The 20,453-nt window shown below is 45.7% G+C and carries 17 protein-coding genes; 11 read left to right on the top strand and 6 right to left on the bottom strand.

Annotated elements, in window-relative coordinates:
* Window positions 1-23 precede the first annotated feature (23 nt).
* On the bottom strand, window positions 24-2,732 hold the full coding sequence (locus D3H65_RS21705; protein WP_119052329.1) for an outer membrane beta-barrel protein: 2,709 nt from the start codon (window positions 2,730-2,732) through the stop codon (window positions 24-26).
* Between the two features lie 59 nt (window positions 2,733-2,791).
* On the opposite strand from D3H65_RS21705, the gene D3H65_RS21700 reads away from it, so the two are divergent.
* Window positions 2,792-3,118: a hypothetical protein gene (locus tag D3H65_RS21700; RefSeq protein ID WP_119052328.1), complete on the top strand. Its 327-nt coding sequence runs from the start codon at window positions 2,792-2,794 to the stop codon at window positions 3,116-3,118.
* Window positions 3,119-3,138: 20 nt separating this feature from the next.
* Window positions 3,139-4,260 carry a GNAT family N-acetyltransferase gene (locus D3H65_RS21695; protein WP_119052327.1) on the top strand — a complete coding sequence of 374 codons (1,122 nt, stop codon included), beginning with the start codon at window positions 3,139-3,141 and terminating at the stop codon, window positions 4,258-4,260.
* Here D3H65_RS21695 and D3H65_RS21690 read toward each other — a convergent pair whose 3' ends face one another.
* The 4 genes from D3H65_RS21690 to D3H65_RS21675 form a co-directional block, all read right to left on the bottom strand.
* Window positions 4,261-4,920, bottom strand: coding sequence for a sterol desaturase family protein (locus D3H65_RS21690; protein ID WP_119052326.1), 660 nt, complete (start codon window positions 4,918-4,920; stop codon window positions 4,261-4,263).
* Window positions 4,921-4,992: 72 nt separating this feature from the next.
* Entirely contained in the window at window positions 4,993-6,090 is a 1,098-nt protein-coding gene (locus tag D3H65_RS21685; protein ID WP_119052325.1) for a fatty acid desaturase family protein, read from the bottom strand.
* A gap of 160 nt (window positions 6,091-6,250) precedes the next feature.
* The gene (locus D3H65_RS21680) at window positions 6,251-8,875 is read right to left on the bottom strand and encodes a glycoside hydrolase family 9 protein (RefSeq protein ID WP_119052324.1); all 2,625 of its coding nucleotides are present in this window, start codon (window positions 8,873-8,875) and stop codon (window positions 6,251-6,253) included.
* Between the two features lie 14 nt (window positions 8,876-8,889).
* Window positions 8,890-10,140: a serine hydrolase gene (locus D3H65_RS21675; RefSeq protein ID WP_119052323.1), complete on the bottom strand. Its 1,251-nt coding sequence runs from the start codon at window positions 10,138-10,140 to the stop codon at window positions 8,890-8,892.
* Between the two features lie 481 nt (window positions 10,141-10,621).
* Between D3H65_RS21675 and D3H65_RS21665 the strand changes: the two genes are divergently transcribed.
* From D3H65_RS21665 to D3H65_RS21650, 5 genes are all read left to right on the top strand, one after another.
* On the top strand, window positions 10,622-10,930 hold the full coding sequence (locus D3H65_RS21665) for a hypothetical protein (RefSeq protein WP_119052321.1): 309 nt from the start codon (window positions 10,622-10,624) through the stop codon (window positions 10,928-10,930).
* A 50-nt stretch (window positions 10,931-10,980) separates the two neighbouring features.
* Window positions 10,981-11,376 (top strand): GreA/GreB family elongation factor, encoded by a 396-nt coding sequence (locus tag D3H65_RS21660; protein WP_119052320.1) that lies wholly within the window; start codon window positions 10,981-10,983, stop codon window positions 11,374-11,376.
* A 79-nt stretch (window positions 11,377-11,455) separates the two neighbouring features.
* A complete protein-coding gene (locus D3H65_RS21655; RefSeq protein WP_119052319.1) occupies window positions 11,456-12,799 on the top strand; it encodes an aminotransferase-like domain-containing protein in 1,344 nt (447 codons plus the stop codon).
* Window positions 12,796-12,924: a hypothetical protein gene (locus D3H65_RS33450; protein ID WP_262707689.1), complete on the top strand. Its 129-nt coding sequence runs from the start codon at window positions 12,796-12,798 to the stop codon at window positions 12,922-12,924. The genes D3H65_RS21655 and D3H65_RS33450 overlap by 4 nt, the downstream gene beginning before the upstream one ends.
* A 56-nt stretch (window positions 12,925-12,980) precedes the next feature.
* Window positions 12,981-15,023 carry a DUF3857 domain-containing transglutaminase family protein gene (locus D3H65_RS21650; RefSeq protein ID WP_162915761.1) on the top strand — a complete coding sequence of 681 codons (2,043 nt, stop codon included), beginning with the start codon at window positions 12,981-12,983 and terminating at the stop codon, window positions 15,021-15,023.
* A 49-nt stretch (window positions 15,024-15,072) separates the two neighbouring features.
* Here the strand turns inward: D3H65_RS21650 and D3H65_RS21645 are convergent, their stop codons facing one another.
* Complete coding sequence (locus tag D3H65_RS21645) at window positions 15,073-15,399, bottom strand: hypothetical protein (RefSeq protein ID WP_119052317.1); 327 nt, start codon at window positions 15,397-15,399, stop codon at window positions 15,073-15,075.
* A 400-nt stretch (window positions 15,400-15,799) separates the two neighbouring features.
* On the opposite strand from D3H65_RS21645, the gene D3H65_RS21640 reads away from it, so the two are divergent.
* The 4 genes from D3H65_RS21640 to D3H65_RS21625 all read left to right on the top strand — a co-directional run bounded on the left by D3H65_RS21640 (window position 15,800) and on the right by D3H65_RS21625 (window position 20,410).
* A complete protein-coding gene (locus D3H65_RS21640) occupies window positions 15,800-17,683 on the top strand; it encodes a serine hydrolase (RefSeq protein ID WP_119052316.1) in 1,884 nt (627 codons plus the stop codon).
* Between the two features lie 105 nt (window positions 17,684-17,788).
* Complete coding sequence (locus D3H65_RS21635; RefSeq protein WP_119052315.1) at window positions 17,789-19,171, top strand: aldehyde dehydrogenase; 1,383 nt, start codon at window positions 17,789-17,791, stop codon at window positions 19,169-19,171.
* 198 nt (window positions 19,172-19,369) lie between these two features.
* On the top strand, window positions 19,370-19,876 hold the full coding sequence (locus D3H65_RS21630) for a glutathione peroxidase (RefSeq protein ID WP_245999558.1): 507 nt from the start codon (window positions 19,370-19,372) through the stop codon (window positions 19,874-19,876).
* An 18-nt stretch (window positions 19,877-19,894) separates the two neighbouring features.
* On the top strand, window positions 19,895-20,410 hold the full coding sequence (locus D3H65_RS21625) for a hypothetical protein (protein WP_119052313.1): 516 nt from the start codon (window positions 19,895-19,897) through the stop codon (window positions 20,408-20,410).
* Window positions 20,411-20,453 lie beyond the last annotated feature (43 nt).

Below are 20,453 nucleotides of genomic sequence, written 5' to 3'. Positions count from 1 at the left end.
GGCCATTCGCTCTAAGGGGGTCACTAACCCTTCGCCCTAAACTGTTTGAGGTTATAGATAAAGCTCACCAGGAAATACTGTTGTAGTACCTGTACCTGGGTATCTTCAATATAGGTAGGTGTGATGGAGCGGTAAATGCTGGTATTTTGTTTGAGCAGGTCATAGATCGACAGGCGGAGCGTGGATTGCCTGTCTTTGAACATTTGATAATTAAGCGCCATATTCCACATGGTAACGCCTTTGGGAAAACCCGGGGCGGTGCGGCTATTATTATTGTATTGGAGATTGTTTTCGAGGATAAATCGTTTGGGCCAGTTCAAAAACATGTTCAGTGTGACCGCTTTGGTGATGTTTTCAGTTGGCTGTGTATGTTCAAGCGAATACCGGGTATCATTGTAGCGAACAATAAAGGAAGGCATAAAAGTGATCAACTCTTTAAAGGTGTAGGAGATGCCGATGCGTTGTGCGACACTATAGGATTTTGTGATGTTCTCTAGTTTGTTTGAAAAAGAAGCATTCCGGTTGTACATACCATTGTTGCTAAGGGTGAGGCGCAAAGACCAGTTTTTCTTTTTCCAGCTGCGGCTGAAATTGATATTGTATGAAAAGTTGTAATTGCCATTGCTGTTGATAGGCCTGGTATATTGTACGCTGTCAAACCAGGTTTCACTTACAATCTGGTTGGTAGCTGTGCTGAATCCCAAACTTCCATTCCAATAGGTTTTGCTATCGTATTGTTGCAGATTGAGGTTAAAATTATGATAGAATGATGGTTTGAGATCGGGATTACCTAATTTGATGTAGAGGGTGTTGGTGTTGTCGGGTATGGGCTGTAGCTGGTCGATGGTTGGTTGCTGGGTTCGTCCATTGTAATTTAGGTTGATGTTGCCGGTTTTGCTAAAGCGGTATCCGATAATTGCCGTTGGAAAGAGATTGGTATAGTGTTGTGCCAGGAAGTTCTTTTCCTGGGCAGAAACGTTTTCCTGTTCCAGCCATTGTATGCCGGTACTGATGGATGCATTGAATTTCTCGTGGTAATAGCTAAAAGAGATATAGGGGGTATGTGCCAGGTTTCGATTCCGGAATGCATTGCTATATAATGTATCAGGTATATCATATTGCCGGGTGAGCGGGTTATACCGGTTGGTGATCTTATCGTTGTGCCCACTGCCATTCGTATAATTGTATAGGAACATGATGTTCAATTTGGAGGTAAGAGGCTCGGTCCAGGAAGCGGAGAGACTTAATGCATTGTTTTTGCCGGTTGTGTTGCTACGTTGATCCAGCATATCTTCAGTGCTGCTGCTGTCGGCCTTATAAAAAACGGTATTGCCTTTATTGGCGTCCAGGGACTTGCGATTGGTGTTGTTGTAATTCATACTGAGGGTAAAGCTTCTGCCTCGTTTTTTCAGGCGGTGACCAAAGAAAAATTCAAGGCCGCCATTTTTGTCATCTGAATTTCCATTAAAAGTATTGACAGCTGTATTAATGATATCGCCCTTGGTACTGCTGGAAACCGCATCATTGCTGGTAGAAGTGGTGGTTGTCCCGGTATTGACATAAGCATTAACGTATACATCGGTAGCACTATCGGGTTTGTAATCAATATTCACATTGAGGCGGTGGTTGTCATTGTCATTGGTGGTGCGGGTGGCAGAATTGTAGAAAAAAGTAGTATCTGGTAAAATATTCTGTCTCCGGGCGATGGTGGCATTGGTCATGTGGCTGTTACTGTAAAAATAACTTCCATTCATCCGCAGCTTTTTACTGAACTCATTGCTGAAGTTGAGGCCAGCGGCTTTGGTTTCGGTAATACCGCTGCCCCTTCCGCTAAAGCTGCTGGTGGGGTTTCCCATGGAAAAATCGCCGCCGGAAAAACTCATGCGGTTGGTATTATTGGCATACCCAATAAAATTCAATTGGAGAGGGCCATCGAAATAATTTACACTGGCACCGGATTCATGTCTTTTGTCCGATCCATAACCTGCGCTGGCACGGCCAAATACGCCCTTTTTCTTGTCTTTTTTGAGTGTCAGGTTAATTGCCTTGTCTTCATTGCCCGTGGTGGTTTTATTAAACTGGGCTTCGCGGGTTTTGTAATCAACAATTTGTACTTTATCAATGATATCCTTGGGAAGGTTTTTTGAAGTGATCTTGAAATCGCTGGCGAAGAAGTCTTTGCCATCCACGGTGATCTTGGTTACTTTTTTTCCATTCACGGTAATATTTCCCTCGGCATCTACTTCCACGCCAGGTAGTTGTTTGAGCAGGTCTTCCACCACCCCATTTACAGGGGTCTTAAAGGAGCCGGCATTGAATTCCAGGGTATCTTTTTTGATCATAACGGGTGGCCGTTGGGCCGATACAATGACTTCTTCCATTTCGGAATAGGCTTTCCGTAACCGGACGGTATTGATAATTAGTTCTTTAGTTTCGGGAGAAATAACAAAGTCCTGTGTAAAGCTGCGGAGGCCGCTATAGGATATCATTACGCGGCAGGGTTTGGCCTGGGGGATCTCATTGACCAGGAACTCTCCTTTTTTGTTGGTGATGCTATAAGTAATGAGGGAAGAATCGGCTATCAGGAAAACAGATACGGTGGCTGCCTCTACGGGCTGACGGCTGGCTGAATCAATAACAGTACCTTTAAGGCTGGCATAACGGGTACGTTGTGCCTGGAGGTGCATAGATAGGAATAAGGTAAACACAATAAGGCCTGCAATAGAACGCATATTCTACCGGATAAGATTGGTTCCGTTGCAATTGAGGACCTTACTTAAAAATACTCAATTTGTCAGAACAGGACAACATATTCTTGGTGCAGCAACAGCTATCGGCGGAATTTAACATTCGGCCGGTTTCCCGTTATGAAGAATGGATGCAGGAGTTGGCAGCGGCCATCAACCAGCTTATTCAAACCGATTTCAACGGGCTGGTAAATCTCCTGTACCGGCTTGATGTGAGTGAGGCCCGCCTAAAGCAGGTTTTGACGCAGGAAGCGGGTACCAATGCCGGTGAGCTGATCGCCGGCCTTATGGTAGAGCGTCAACTGGAAAAAATCAATACCAGGAACCTGTTCAAGGCACCAAACGATATTCCCGATGACGAAAAATGGTGAATAATTCCTAAGTTCGCCCAATGAACTTGATTGAGGTTAGCAACCCCCGTACGGCCCGCCAATTCATTGATCTGCCTAAGAAGCTCTATAAAGACGATCCCAACTGGATCAGTCCGCTGGACAATGATGTGGAGGCCGTTTTTGATCCCTTGCGCAATGTGTTTTTTGAGCATGGTATATGTACGCGCTGGCTGCTGTTGGATGATAACGGTCAGCTGATTGGCCGCATTGCTGCTTTTATCAACTATGAGAAGGCGCACAAGCATGCCCAACCTACGGGTGGTACCGGTTTTTTTGATTGTATTAACGATAAGAAAGCCGCTTACTTATTATTGGATACAGCTAAAGCCTGGCTGCAGGGCCATGGAATGCAAGCCATGGAAGGTCCCATTAATTTTGGAGAGAACGATAAATTCTGGGGATTGCTGATCCAGGGTTTTAAACCACCCAGCCTGGGCATGAATTACAACCCTCCCTATTACCAGGAGTTTTTTGAATCCTATGGATTTGAAAAAGAATATGACCAGCTTACTAATTTCCTGGATATTACGGTGCCTTTTACAGAACGGTTTACCAAAATAGCCGATTGGGTGATGAAAAAGCCCGGCTATTCATTCCGCCATTTTGAAAAAAGTAAGCTCAATAAATATGCGGAGGATTTCAGGGATATCTATAATGATGCCTGGAGTACTTTTGACAACTTCGTGCCCATAGAAATGGGGGTTATTAAAGAATCATTGCGCCAGATGAAGCCTGTGATGGACGAAAAGATTATCTGGTTTGCCTATTATAATGAGGAGCCCATTGCATTTGTGGTGTGCATGCCTGATGTGAACCAGGTGCTGAAACACGTGAACGGAAAGCTAGATCTTTGGGGCAAATTAAAGTTCCTGTGGTATAAGAATACGATGACCATCGATCGTCTGCGAATTATTATTATGGGTTGCAAAAAGAAATACCAAAATCATGGTATTGAATCGGCCCTCATTCGTACGCTACAGCTGGAAGTAGTGCCGAAAGGTATTGTAAAAGGAGTGGAATTGGCCTGGGTAGGCGATTTTAACGAGAAAATGCTGGCCATTCATGCTGCTACAGGCGCCAAACTGGATAAAGTACATAGAACCTATAAGAAAGTATTTTGATCATTTGAATCGTAACCCGTCGACCTTCTCTTTGTCTTCTTTCTCTTTTTTGAGATCAAACATGGTTCCAAACACCCTGTCCCAAAGGGTAGTACTAACACCATAGCCGTGTTCTTCATCTTTGTAGTGATGCAGGTGATGATTGCGCCAAAGTGATTTCATCCATTTGAACGGAGGATTCCAGGCGTGGATGGCGTAATGCATACTGCCGTAAATGAGGTAGCCCAATATAAAGCCGGGAAAAAACAGGAAGGCGTATTGATGCATGGCCAGGTATATGAGCCCAAAGATCAAAGATGCTATCATAAGACTGGGTATCGGAGGCATAAACAAGCGCTCTTTATCACGGGGAAAATGGTGATGATTGCCATGCAGTATATAAATGACTTTTTGCGCCCGCGGACTTTCTGCGATCATGTGAAATATATATCGGTGCATCATATATTCAAAGAAGGTCCAGAAGAACATGCCGGCTATAAATAATAGTGTGATGGCCCATCCGGTAAAATGCCACCTGGTAGCTGCATACCAGGGCAGGCCGGCAACAACAGGGAGGTACATACACCAGATAACCAGTGGGTGCGTTTTTGTAAGCATTTCCAGGTACCGGTTCCTGAATAACTGAGCTTGTCCTTTATTATGAATTTTCTCAAATTGCATACACCGGATTTGGTTACAAAATTATAATAATATCATCTTATCAATTTGACGGCCAGGACCGGTCTTTCTTCCTTACATCGTTTCTTCAAAAATGTCCTCACGGACACCATTACGTTTTAACAGCAGGTAATGGTTCTTCAGAGAAGTGCCCAGTGAGTAGGATTGGTATGGCAGGTCATACCGGGCAGCATAGGTTTTCAGCAGGGAAGTGATTTCCGGATAATACACATGGTTCACATTGGGAAACAGGTGGTGCACTACGTGAAAATTGAAACATCCCATGCAAAAGCGGGTAAACCAATTATCCGAACGTACATCATTGGTAGTTTTGAGCATGTGCACCATCCAGTTGTGCGGCAGCTGATGGTTGTGATCGGGTATCGGAAATTCAGCGGTAGTATTAGCGTGCGGGCTTAGCAATACGATCAATGAAAAGATACTGGCGGTGAACATCATCAGTAAAAAGCCGGTCACTACTTTGGCCCAGCTAATGGCCAGCAACCAGCCGGGAACTACGATCAGGTAAAAGAGGAAAATGGCTTTGAACAGGAACAGTTTTACATATTCTTCTTTGGGGATGCTGGTTAGCTTCCATACAGTTCTCTTTTTATTAAAGAAGTCCCTGAAATCCCGGATCAGCAGCCAGTTCAACAGGTAAAGCGGATACAATAAAGGGAGGTAGATATGTTGGTACCGGTGTACGGCCAGGCGCTCGTCGGTGGGAAATATCCGGGCCAGTTTACTTTGCTCTATATCGGTATCCCAACCGCTCACATTAGGATAGTTGTGGTGAAAACGTACATGCCGCATGCGCCAAGTATAGCTGTTGGCCCCCATCAGGTCAAACAGGTACATATACCACTCATTCAGTTGCTTGCTCTTGAAAACAGTGCCGTGAACGGCATCATGGATAATATTCAGGAAAATAACGACGAGCAATAGCCCCAGTCCGAAATAGGAGGTGTAGAGTACTACCGGGTTATTTCCCCAGGCGATCAACGAAATGTAGATAAAAATATACAGAATGGGGAACAACAATGCTTTGAGCATTATACCGCGTTTCCGTTTGGGTTGCAATTGTACCACCAGGGCATTCACTTCCTGGCGCAACTGTAGGAAGATCGTTTCATGGCCACTCTTCATGTATTGAGGCCTGGTTACCTTTTCCATGATATTACACTTTTAAATCAGGTCCAATCTAAACTACTGTGTCGGTTGGGGTTAAAAGTGCATGCCGTATTGGGAACGGCTGGCGAAAATAATATAACTGGTACGGATCTAAATTGTTCAGATCGATAGAAATAATAATCAGACCTGCACGGTCCCCGGGCTATCGGGGAGCTAGTAATTGATCTATCCTTACTATTTCATACCCGGCGCCTTTCAGGTAGCGGATCAACTCTCCAAGGCGGTTGTATAATTTGTCGGTGCGCTGAGGCGCGGTACCGATGTGCAGCAGGAGAATAAAGCCATTGAAGGCAGCCGGTGATTGTTGCCCAAAACTGTAAATGGATTGGAGTATGGCATCACTACTGCGGTAATTTTTCAGATCGGGGGTGGTATAGTCGGCGTGGCTGATGGTGCCGGGGGTATAATTAATTAGCTGAAAACCCTGTTGCTTTGACCAGGAAACAATGGAGTCATTGTACCACTCATAGGGTGGCAGGAAATAGGGGGCTTCTGCTTCACTGATCCCAAAGTTGTTCATCGCAGCATAGTTGTTTCGAAGGTCTGCATCAAATTGCTGCCTGGTTACCAATAAGCTGTCGCGGCGCTTCCAGTCACAATACAATAAATGCTGGTCGCTATGGGCGCCGAAGTAATGTCCATCCTTCCGAAGCTGTGTAATAGCGTCTTTGAAAGCTGGTTCGCGGTAGAAGCGGCCGGTTAAAAAGAAGGAGGCTTTAATGCCTTCCCGCTGCAGGGTGTGGGCAATGGTATTGCCGCCATCTCCAAACTCGTCGCCGGTAAATACCAGGGCGATCTGCTTTTTATTGATATCGCCCCTGGTGATGGCTTTGTTTTGAGGTACGACTTGCTGCTGTAATGCTGATATAGCGCTCCCGGAACCTTTATTGGGACCGGAGTAGACGTTCGGCTTTACTTTTTTTTTACCAGGTTTAGCGCCCTCATTAGCGCTGGCCTTACGGTTTTGTTCTTTGGCTGCCAGTAGGTAGATCAGGGAAGCCGTGCCGTCCATAGTAGGCTCGTTGGTACTGTAATCTCCGTAATCATCATGGTACACCACCAGGCTGCTTTGAAATGCCGCATATTCATCCGGTGCATTGAGAGTGATGCCGATGAGGTTCTTGTAAATATTGCCATACACTGGTCCGTCTACGAGGCCGCCATCAATGGGATATTGCTTCAGGTGAGTAAAGGCTGAGTGGGGATCGGCAGGCGTATCTCCCCAGGAGGGCAGTCCAAATACCATGCTGGTGCCCCAGGGATTGCAACCAAAGAGCCAGTCAAAATTGGCTTGTTCCAGCTCCAGGTATTTGGTGTCACCGGTGAGCTCACGGTACCAATAACATTGAATAGCAAAAGAGGTAGTGAGGTTATTGCTACACCAAATGAAGGGGATACCCCTGTAAAAGGCATTGGTGCTGGCTTTCTGCCATACTTTTTCAATGCCTTGTTTATAATACTCAATGAGTTCTCTTTTTTGTCTTCCCTCCAGTTGTTTGGCCAATTCATAGTGTCCCAGGTTAATGAAAGGATACCATTGATAATGGCGGGCAGTATCACCACCCAACCAGGGCGTTAGTTTTTCCACCCTGGCATATTGGAGGGCTTCTTTTATGGTGGATGGGTCTGAAGACCCACTGCTTGCCTGCTGCATGTAACCCAGACTGGCCGCTGCCAGTTCCATATCGTCAGTCCAGTTATCTTCTTCATAAAAGTAGGGAGAACGTCCCGGTGCGGTTTGACACACGCCGGGTTTTTGAACGCCCAGCCGGTAAGCGGATTGCGCTCTTTGATATAGCTTGATCCTATAGGCAGTATCCTCTAGAGTGATGGTTTGGTAGCCCAGGGCAAAGGTGCTGGCAAATTTACCGGCCGTAGAAGCTACACCGGTAGCCCGGTTCTTGTATTTTAATAATCCCTGTGGCTGCCCCGTGGCAAAATAAACGGGGCGCTCATATCCTTTTCCGTAAAAACTATCTTCTTTAGGTATTCGCATGCCTGCATGGTCGCGGTCATCGCCCAGTTGGTTGAACATCCAATCTTCCCTCGGGTGCATCTTCAGTAGCCAGTCCAATCCCCATTTGGCTTCGTCCAATACATCGGCCCGGTTGTTTTTACCTTCCAGTCCGTTGGCCAGGTGTTCATCTCCAAATACATTGGGGAAGTCGCGGTAGGCTGCCAGCAGGTGCCAGGTAGCGTTGGCTGAAGTGGTCACATATTGTAAATAATCCGAAGCATCATGCCAGCCGCCGGAAGCATCGATATGTGTGCTATCTGGCATGGGTCCATACATGGTATAACCATCATGGGTGTGACAGGAATCTTTCAAAAAGGGATTGAAGCCGCTTCGTTGTTGACGCATATAACGCAGGCAAAAATCAGCAGCTCCTTTATATACATCTTCGCCAATCGTAAACTCCGGAGAAATGGCATCACCAGCCCTTATAATATAACGTCCTGGTTTTTTCAGTCGGGAGAAGTTCAGCCGGTAGGTTTGTGCAAAAGGGCCATAGGCGCCGGCTGCCGGTCCGGTATTGCCTTTTAGTGCGGTGGCGCCGGTAGCTACATCTATCACATAAAAAGAAGTAACGACCTGATCCTGTTTGCCACACCAGATGGCCGTTTTAGTGCCGTCGGGCTGATAGCCCAATATGTTGATACGGATCCAGGAGTTAGGTTCCCATGGCGCCGGGGCAAAGGAGGCGATCACACAACTTATTATCAGCAAAGAAGCAATACAGTAATATTTCAGGCAAGACTTATTCATGGTGGGGAGTAGCTTTATTGGTCCTGGTAATTGAGCTGAAACTTTTTCAGATTGGGTTGGTATTTCCGGGGCCTTGCCAACTCATACTGGTAAATAAGCTGGCCGGTTTCTTTAAAGAAGGGATAGCCTACCTGTTCATACTCATATTTGTCGTCATTCAGTATCCCATCGCTGTTGACGTAAATCACACCACTGAGCATAAACTCTACCTTGTTCTCAAAATCCACGATGTAAGTTACATCAGTCAGGAATCCATAAGACCAGCCAGTTTTGTTAAAAGCCCGGATATTGTGTGGTATACGGCCCCGACCTGCTTTAAAGAAAAAGAATTTGGTATAGCTCTCAAAGAATTCAGTCGTATCGTATTTGGGGTGTTTGCTTTCGTAGGGCAGTTCGGACATATACCGGTACAGGAATTTGTAATCGTCATCGGTTAAATTGAACCTTTGCTGAGGCTTTACGGATTCAGGAAAGAGGACCGATTGGGCCATTTGTTGAAAGTCTTCCAGTGGTACATTGTTGTGTGTGGTAAAGTCCATAGGCTCATTGACCAGGCTGTCGTTTCTGTTCCAATGTCCTTTGCCTACCAATATTTTTTTGCTGAAGTCAAAAGGTACTTTGTTGTAAGCAGGCGGTTGTGCATATACCAGGCGGCCATCCTGCATAAAACGAATGGCATTGGTATGCCGGTTCTGGTCTTCATTCATCGTTACAAAACGGCGGGTAATGCGACTATCTGTATAGCCTTTTTTCCAGAGTTTTTCATTGAGGGTTTGCTGTCCTACAAATTCATAGAGGCGGTTATAAGCATCGTTATCACTTACTAAAAATACTTTCCTGATGTATTGGGCCACGGAAGGCAGCCCGTTGGCAGATGAGGTATCTGTGAATACAGTGGTTTGGCGTTCATAGCTGCTGTCTATAAGCATGGGGGTATACTTGTTCACGCCGGCTTTTTTGAGTTCATTCAGCTTTTCCAATGCGCTGAATGCTGTTGGCATTTTTACCATCGATGCCGGATTGAAATAGCGGTTCCTGTCTACATTCAGATAATAATGTTTGAATTGGGGGTGGTTGTTTTTATCGCGGTTGATCTGCGTATAGATGAGCTGGTATTGAAAGCTGTCGGGCTTATTCAGTACATTCAGCAATTGTGGGGAAGCCTGTTGGCGCAGCAGGGAATCCAGCCAGAGATCGGTTTTCTGCCGGGAGAAAACAAAAAACCACAGTAATAAGCAGGTACTGGTTGCAAGAAAACGTTTCATAAGGAAAAGATACGAAACGCTGGTGTTAAATGAAGGTTTTGCCGGGAAAGCGCTTTAATGCGCTTCTATCTGCTGCCTTAATTTTATTTTTGCTATCTTTATAACATGTCGGGCACACATAAATACATACATAATGGTTACTTCGGGCAGCAAATGCTTGAAGCACAAACCTTTTGTGCCTGCCTGCAGTTTAATTTCGGGAAGAAGTCTAATTACTATCCAACCTGCAAAGACTTTCATAATTAATCCCCGGCCTTATCATGCTACCCGGGCTGGGGTGATTAGCGTTTAATTTATTGAATGTCCAATGCTTCGATCAACATTGAAGCGGGAAGTTTTTAATTCCATTGGTAAAATAAGATCAGTCTGTGCCTGTCGAATCCTTTTGGCAAGCAAATACTGTGGACCACTGAGGCCTGTGATATACGGGGTGGCAGGCTATTGCACATACTGACGGATTGCCAATGTTAAAACGTGGATCATGGCAAATAAACTCAAGCCCGATACAGCAGGTAGTATGGTTATACTGCCACTTGTGTTGGTCAATGCAATTATTATAAAGAACAGCTTTATTGGTAATGGAAGATGGTTGTGGTTGCTCATGATAACGGTGCCATTGCTGTTACTGGTAGTTTTAAAGAAACGTAAGGAGTATCCGCGGTCTGAAAAACGATCTCCGGTATTGCGTCGTTTGCGTTATTCGTTCGAATCCGACCGGCGTGAGCGGAGAGTGAGGAGGCATGAGGAATCACAATATATCCGGTACAAAGTTTTTTCAAAGGGCAGGTGAGCTCTGGATGGGCTCCTGCCTCTATTTGATCACTATTAAAAAGATAAACAATGCAAAAAATAAATAACCAGCTTGTACTCAGGCTGGATGATTACAAATTATTGACAGCTTACCTGAATACCTGGTATGGCAATACACTTGTGGAGCGTAAGAGTGCGCAGGATCTGCAAGCGGAACTGAAGCGGGCAAAGCTGGTAGATAAGGATGAATTTCCAGCGGACGCAGTCAGGCTCAATTCCAAAGTGAAAATAAAAGCAGAAGGCAGGGAAGACATCTTGGAACTGGTGCTGGTAATGCCCGATAAGGCTGATATGAAAATGCGGAAGGTTTCTGTGGTGGCACCGGTTGGAGCAGCCCTGATCGGCTTTCGCGAAGGGCAGCAGGTGAGTTGGCAGGTACCGGCTGGTAAAAAGACGTTTACCATACTGGAAGTGGTTAACGAATAGTATGTTGTATGAAGGGGTGGCGATGCCGCCCCTTTGGACTACCTTTAAAGTCCAGTATTAACAAGCTGGGTAGTCCAGTATGTTGCCATTTCAAACGCTCATCCGTCCCGATAAAAAAGCTACTACACCAATCTACCAGCAGGTAGCCAACCGTTTGGTAAGTCTGATTCGTGAAGGGATCATTAAGCCGGGGGCTGCCTTGCCGGGCAGCCGTGAGATGGCCGAACTGCTACAACTTCACCGCAAAACCATTGTAGCTGCCTATGAAGAATTGAATGCACAAGACTGGATTGAGACCATTCCCCGCAAAGGTGTTTTTGTGGCGCCCAACCTGCCGGATATAAAACCCCGCAGATTTACGCAAGGCATCAGCGCGCCTTATGCAGGCAATACCGGTTTTAGTTTTAACAAGCAACTGTCGTTTCCTGTTCCTTCTACTAAAATGACTTCGCAAAGGCTCCTGATCAATGATGGCCTTCCCGATACGCGACTGGCCCCCATGGATGCTTTGCTACGTGAATACCGGAGTCTGGTGAAAAACAAAAACATGCATGCCATGATCGAAAGACCGGATCCCTCGGGCTTTTACACCTTACGGGAAGCCATGGTAATGCATCTCTCTGCCACCAGGGGATTGAATATTCAAGCCAACAATGTGCTGATGACGCGCGGCGCTCAAATGGCGATCTTTCTGGCGGCACAACTGCTCATTCAGCCTGGCGATTATGTGGCCGTGGGAGATCCCAACTACTACCTGGCCAGTCTTCTTTTTGAACAAGCTGGCGCCAGGTTAATACAAATACCGGTAGATGAGCAGGGCATGGAGATAGATGCGCTGGCGGCAGCCTGCAGGAAAAAGAAAATACGGATGGTATATGTTATTCCGCACCACCATCATCCTACTACTGCCACCCTGAGTGCTGAGCGCAGAATGCAATTGCTGGAACTGGTACGGCAATACAAACTGGCTGTTATTGAGGATGACTACGACTTTAGCTTTCACTACGATTCTGCTCCCATCCTGCCGCTGGCCAGCACGCAACATGAAGGATGCGTTATCTATATAGGATCTGTCACCAAGGTAATGACGCCTTCGCTGCGCATTGGGTTTATGGTTGCGCCGGATAATTTTATAAAGCAAGCAGTCAACCTGCGGCGCCTGGTAGACTCCCGCGGCGATAACCTGATGGAAGCTACCGTTGCCAACCTGATGAAGAATGGTGATATTGGCCGCCATATTAAAAAATCCAATAAGACCTACCACGAGCGCCGGGACATGTTTGTGCCCTGCTGGATCAATATTTACCGGACATTGTTCATTACAATCAGCCATCTGGTGGTATGGCTATCTGGGCAAGGTTTCATCCCAGGCATCCCCTGCCACTTGTTGCTGCCCGTGCTGCTGCTATGGGGTTATTTATGAACGATGGTTCTAATTATATCACAGGGAAAACGAATTACAATGCGATTCGCCTTGGTTTTGCCTCCTTCAATGAAAAAGAGATGCAGGAGGTGATGGGTATACTGGCAAAGGCAATCCGGAAATAATCCCGTAAATGCTGCCGGAAAGCTCTAATTTGTATACCTATTTTAACCCCAGCACCATGAAATTGTTTTTCCGGGCTTTGTTGATCCTAAGCCTTTTACCCGTATCCCTGTCGTTTGCCCAAAACAATAAACCCCACGTGGAAAAGGAGCCTGCCTGGGTCATTATTCATACACCTGCTTATACCGATACCAAACTTGACCAGGAAGCCGAAGGCGGATATGTAGACCTTATTCTGGATAAACAGGTTTCCGTGGGCAGCCAGGCTATTTACCATAAGCGGGCCTTCCGGATCATTTCTGAATCGGGTGTACAAAATGCCTCGGAAGTAAGTGTTGATTTTGATCCTTCCTATAGTCAGCTTGTTTTTCACTCCATCAATATTATCCGTGCCGGTGGAAAGATCAATAAACTACAGCTATCGAATATAAAAACCATTCAGCAGGAGAGTGAGCTCAACAGGCACCTGTACAACGGTTCGCTTTCTGCTGTTCTGTTCCTGGAAGATGTACGTAAAGGCGATATCATTGAATACAGCTACACCCTGAAAGGGTTTAACCCTGTATTTAAAGGTAAGTATACCGATATGATGAACACCAGCTTTGGTGTACCCATGTACAACCTGTATTACCGCATCGTTTTGCCCAAAGGACGTACCCTCAACATCAAAAACAGTCTTACTCAGATAGCGTATACAACTTCAGAAACATCCAAAGAAACTGCTTACGAATGGAAGCTGGAGAAGATTCCCGCGCTGCATATCCAGGACCGCGTACCCGCCTGGTACGATCCTTATCCCATGGTGATGGTGAGTGAATACAAAAACTGGAAAGAAGTGAATGACTGGGCATTACAACTCTTCTCTTTTGGCAATAAGGTATCGCCTGCCATGCAGCAAAAAATAGAAGAGATAAAAAATGCAGATACAGCTGTAGATAAAAGAATACTTGCTGCGCTGCGGTTTGTGCAGGATGATATACGTTACCTGGGTATCGAAATGGGCGATCGTTCGCACAAACCTCACCATCCGGACAAAGTATTTGCACAACGTTTTGGTGATTGCAAGGATAAAAGTTACCTGCTGTGTACTATGCTGAGGGCCTTGGGGGTTGATGCCAGCCCGGTATTGATCAGCGCAACTTATCGGAAAACCATTAAAGACTGGCTGCCTTCACCTGGTGTTTTTGATCATGCTACGGTATGTGCTCAGTACAATGGTCAAAATTATTGGTTTGATCCTACCATCTCTTACCAGCGTGGCAAACTGCGTGATATTTCTTACCCTGATTACCAGTATGGATTGATCATTGAAGACAGTACAACTTCACTGACCGCCATTCCCCCGCAAAACAACAAGGGGTTGATAGATATCAAAGAAGAATTTAGCATACCCGATATGTCGGGCAATGCACGGCTCACTGTGCGGACCACTTATTTGGGCACTTTCGCTGATGATATCCGGGAGGACTTCAGTAGCAGCAGCCTGTTTGAGATGCGCAAAACCTTTCAAACCTTCTATGCCGGCTACTTTGAAAAGGCTACTATTGATAGTCTTAATTACAAAGACGATGAGCAAACCGGTAAGTTCACCACCCTGGAATACTACACCATTAAAGATGTATGGGAAAAAGAAAATGGCCTTAAAAAGTGTTATTTCTCTCCTTTTGTTATCAACGGTGTATTGAAGAAGCCCAAGGATGCAACCCGTACGATGCCTTTTTATATTACTTACCCGGCCAGGTACCACGAGGAAGTGATCGTGAATTTACCCGAAGACTGGAACTTTTCTGATATGCAGGAGGACATGAAATGTGCTGCTTTTACCATGCATGCAGAGGCTGTTTATGGAGACCGTAAACTGAAGTTGAAATATCAATATGAAAGTCTTAAGGACCATGTGTTGCCTTCTGAGTCCAATGCATTTTTCAAAGAGTACAAATCTTTCGAAGACGAAATGAGCTATATGCTCAGCAAAAGCGATGCAGAAAGTGGATTAAAAGATACTGCAGTTAAAAAGGACACCGGAAGCAATACAGGATTTATTATCATTGCCGTATTGCTCATTAGTGGCGCCATTCTATGGTGGACACAAAGACGCTGATCTATTATAAGATCAATGTCCTTGTGTCTGTATTACACAGGGGATAATGCTACAGTACCAGGATCAATATAAGTATGATGATCAGGATGCCGGTAAGTGAAATATAAACACCGCCACGGCCTATTGCCCTGGCTTCTTTATTCATGTCTCTTAATTCCCTACGAAGCTCTTTTCTTTCGGACCGGCTAAGTGTTGACCTGTCCATATCGCGTATTTCCTCTACACGGCTTTTCATTGCTGCAATTCTTGCATCCTTCTCCGCTTCTGTCATGCGGGCTATCTTTTCTTTGTCAAGGCCATTGGCGCTGCTTGTTGCATACAGGTTGCCGGCGGTGATCAATAATGCTATTGAAAATAAAAGGGTTCTAAATTTCATGGTAATAGTTTTTAAGACTTTGTTTGCAAAACAATAGCCCGGTGTTTGCTTGAGCAAAAGGATTGACCACAATAATCCTGAGTATCATGAAGTTGTTGTCTGGTGTGTGTTTGATGCTATGCTGATAGTGTAGCGTTATTTCTACAACCCCCATAGATGGCTTCCTGATCACTTATTCCCATCGCTATTTTTGGCACTATTTTTAAGCATAGATAAGTCTACTTATGCTATTGGTGAAAGTAAGGAGCTAGGGGTAGCCCTGCACTTTCACCAATTTTTTATTGCATCCGGAATTCAATAATTCCCTTCTTTTAAAACTTACACGTTTAAGAATTACCTCTTTGGAGTATTGTAACAGGCATTACAGCACAGTAGCTTTGTGGGCCTAAAACTTGCTTGTATGTTAAAAAATGCTTGCCTCTTCGGCGCCCTGGTGATAAGTTCACTGCTGGCGTCTTCACAGGATTGGGTGGCGCGGCACGGATTGTCGGCTACTGCTTACCAATCTGAAGTAGATAAATGGATTGCGAAAGGATTTCATATTGCAGAAGTAAGTGGTTATAGTAATAATGGCCAGGATAATTATGCTGCCATCTTTGAAAAGTCGCCCAATACACCTGCCTGGGTAGCGCGGCATGGATTGAACGGTACACAATACCAACAAGAGGTAGATAAATGGGTAGGCCAGGGTTACCGGCCTGTACAGGTAAGCGGATATGTAGCAGGAGGCGCTGCCAAATACGCTGCCATCTTTGAAAAGACACCTAATACACCAGCCTGGGTTTCCCGGCATGGGTTGACTGCCGCCCAATACCAGCAGGAAGTGAACAAGTGGGTAGGGCAAGGTTATTACCTCACCGATGTCAGTGGTTATACCCTCAACAACCAGGACTATTATACCGCTGTATTTGAAAAACCAGCGAATGTTCCTGCCTGGGTAGCCCGGCATGGATTGACTTCAGATCAATACCAGACAGAGTTCAATAAGTGGACCGGCCAGGGCTACCGCCTTAAAAAAGTAAGTGGCTATTCCTTAAATGGGCAAGCCAGGTTTGCTGCCATCTTTGAAAAATCAGGCAGCGGTGCATGGGCTGCCCGGCACAATATGACAGCTCAGCAATACCAGGATGAATTCGATCGGTTTTTCTATATGGGTTACCGTCCGGTTTGGGTAAATGGTTATACCGTTAACAATAAAGATTATTATGCGGCGATCTGGGAAAGCAAGGCTGGCTTTGATATGAACGAACTCAATGACGTAGATGCCCTGGTTAAAAAATTTATGGAGGATTATAAAGTGCCCGGTGCTTCCCTGGCCATCGCCAAAGATGACCGGCTGGTACTGGCCAAAACCTATGGCTACGCCGATAAAGAAAGCGGCGAGCTGATGGCGCCGCGTCATCGCCTGCGTATTGCCAGTTGCAGCAAACCGGTTACAGCTACTGCGATCATGAAACTGGTAGAGCAGGGCAAGCTGAAGTTAAGTGATAAGGTATTTGGCAGCGGCGCCATATTGGGGACTACCTATGGCACACAGCCCTACAAGAAATGGATCACAGATATCACAATAGAGCAGCTATTGGAGCACCTGGGAGGTGGTTGGACAAATGATGGCAACGATCCTATGTTCAAGAATGTGACCATGAACCACGCACAGCTAATCTCCTGGACGCTGGATAACCAGGCCCTTAAAACAGAGCCCGGTACCAGCTATGCTTACAGCAATTTTGGCTACTGCATATTAGGCAGGGTGATCGAAAAGAAAACAGGACAGCCTTATGATACCTGGGTAAGAAACAATGTGCTCAATAACTGTGGAATTAATACCATGGAAATCGGCGGCAATACCCTGGCGCAGCGAAAGGCGAATGAAGTAAAATATTACGATAGCGAAGATCCGTATGCCAGTTACATGAATGTAAAACGCATGGATTCTCATGGTGGCTGGATAGCTACCCCGATTGATCTGGTACGCTTCCTGGTACGGGTAGATAAATTCACCCCTAAGGCGGATATTCTCGCAACCCCTTCACTTACTACCATGTATACCGCACCGGCTGTCAGTACCGGTTATGCCAAAGGTTGGTCGGTCAACAAGTACGATAACTACTGGCATGGTGGCAGCCTTCCGGGCGAGCAGTCCATTATGGTGCGTACCAGCAGCGGATACTGTTGGGCATTGATCGTCAACACCAGAAGCAATAATATTGGCGGGGCTATGGATAAACTGATGTGGGATATAAATGGCGCCATTAAAAAGTGGCCCTCGTTCGATCTGTTCTAAGCGGTTACTCTCCATTCAGGGGTGAGTCGTCCCGTACTTCAGTAAGGGCGGCTCACCCTTTTTGATTTATATGTCAAATAATGAGTAATTTCATTGGAGACAATTATGAATCAAGACCAGCTAACCGATGCGCTGTTGCTTATGCGCCATTATTATGATAGTGGCGTCACCAGGCCCTACAGGTTCCGGAAAGAACAGCTGCTTCATCTGAAGCGTGCATTGCTAAAATATGAGCAGGCCTTACACGATGCGCTCTATGCCGATTTAAAAAAAAGCCCCGAAGAGAGTTGGGTTACAGAAACCGGTTTTTTGTTGAGTGAGATCCATGCAACTCTTAAAGGTTTACACGGCTGGATGGAGCCGGAAAGCGTGGGGACGAACCTGGTCAACTTACCCTCCTCCAGTTATATTCAACGTGAGCCACTGGGCATCATATTGATCATTGCGCCCTGGAATTACCCCTTACAATTATTACTTACTCCATTGGTAGGCGCGATAGCAGCCGGCAATTGCATGGTGCTCAAACCCAGTGAATTTGCGCCAGCTACCTCGGTCGTCATGAAGCAGCTGATAGAAGAAACATTTCCCAGGGAGTATATATTTTATTTGGAAGGGGATGGTGCAGAGGTGGTGCCAGCTATGATGCAGCACTTTCGCTTTGACCATGTGTTTTATACCGGCAGTACTGCTACGGGCAAGATCATTTACCAGATGGCGGCTGAAAAGCTCACGCCCGTAACGCTGGAACTGGGAGGCAAAAGCCCCTGTGTGGTGGAAAGCGATGCCAATATCAAGGTGGCTGCCCGACGGATTGCCATAGCTAAATTTTCCAACGCAGGACAAATGTGTGTAGCGCCGGATTATGTGTTGGTACACAGATCTGTTCAGGATACATTTCTGGAAGCCATGAAGCACACCTTGCAACAATTCTTTACGGATGACCCGGCAGCCAGTTATAATTATGGGAAGATCATCAATGGAAAACAATTTAACCGGCTCACGAAATTGCTGGCAAATGGCCGGATAGTTTATGGCGGCCAATATGATGAAGCTGCACTATATATAGGGCCTACTTTATTGGTGGAGGTTAGCCCCGACGCACCTATCATGCAGGAGGAGATATTTGGCCCCTTATTACCGGTTATCCCTTTTGATACCCGGGAGGAGGCAAAAGCGATTATTAACAGGCATCCGGATCCTTTGGCGTTTTACGTGTATTCCTCGGATAATAAGAAACAAAAAGCCTGGTTGGAGCAGGTACCGGCAGGCGGCGTTTGCATCAATAACAGCAGCTGGCACCTGACCAATCATCACCTGCCCTTTGGCGGGCGTGGTGCCAGTGGTATGGGCGCTTATCACGGCCGTACCAGCTTCGAAACTTTTAGTCACCGCAAGGCTGTTATGAAAACACCTGCCTGGTTCGATCCTGCGATCAAGTATCCACCCTTCAAAGGGAAGTTGAAATTGTTTAAATGGATCATTCGTTAAACCATGTTGCAGCGGAAAAGATACAGGCGACTTAAAAGAATTATGGTCATTTTGCTACTATTGGTGATTACTTTTGTTACCTACGTAGCATTCGTTACCAGAAATTCATCCCATATGACCGTCAGGCAAAAAATATCCAAAGCCATGTATCCCCTTCTCATGGGAGTAACAAAGCTGTTTGGAAAAAATAGTAAAACTATGAGTAATGAACAGGGTGTAACAGGCCCCAAGTCTGTATACGACTTAACTGTTACCTTAAATAATGGAGATACCTTGTCGCTTTCCTCCCTGCGGGGTAAGAAAATATTGCTGGTCAATACTGCCAGTGATTGTGGCTATACCAATCAGTATGATGACCTGCAGAAATTATACGACCAATACAAGGATAAGCTGGTGATCATTGGGTTTCCTGCCAATGATTTCCATGAGCAGGAAAAAGGCTCCGACGAAGAAATAGCCCAGTTTTGTAAAGTGAACTTTGGTGTTAGCTTTCCACTGGCGAAAAAGAGTGTGGTGATTAAATCACCTGAGCAAAATCCTGTATTTGGATGGCTTACCCATAAAGCCCTGAATGGCTGGAACGAGCAGGCGCCTTCCTGGAATTTTTCCAAATACCTGCTGAATGAGCGTGGCGTACTTACACACTATTTCGATCCTTCTGTGTCACCCTCAAGCCAGGTAGTAATAACAGCTATTGCCAAATAATACGTTAAAACCAATGCCATGCTTACCAAAACAGATATTGAAAAGTATTTCATGGCCGAAAAGCAGATTGGGCTTATCTTTTTCATAATCGGCATTGTTGCAGTTGCACTGGCTATTGTATGTTTCTTCGTATTGCGCACCAGCTTCTATAAAGGCACCGCCTGGCCCCTGGTGCTGATAGGGCTGATCCAATTGATCATCGGCTTTGCTGTTTTTCAAAGAAGTGATGGCGATCGTCAGCGGAATGTATATGCCTACGATATGGACCCGCAGCAATTGAAAGAAAAGGAACTGCCCCGTATGCAGAAAGTGTCTAAGAGCTTTACCATTTATAAAAGTGTGGAGATGGTACTGATCGTTGCATCCATTATATTGATCCTGGTCTATCGTAGCAAGCCCGAAAAAATGTTTTGGGTAGGCTTGGGTATTGCCCTGCTTATCCAGGCAATAATGATGCTGGGTGCGGATTATTCAGCCGAGAAACGGGCTAAAGCGTATACTTCAAAATTGGAAGAATTTGTAAAAGCAGCCTAAGCGTTCATTGGATCCACAGATCGTAATCTTCCGGACTTTCGGA

This window comes from Paraflavitalea soli (assembly GCF_003555545.1).
GTDB classification, from domain to species: Bacteria; Bacteroidota; Bacteroidia; order Chitinophagales; family Chitinophagaceae; genus Paraflavitalea; species Paraflavitalea soli.
Note: the sequence above shows the minus strand (reverse complement) of the source record. Positions and strands in the feature narration are given on the sequence as shown.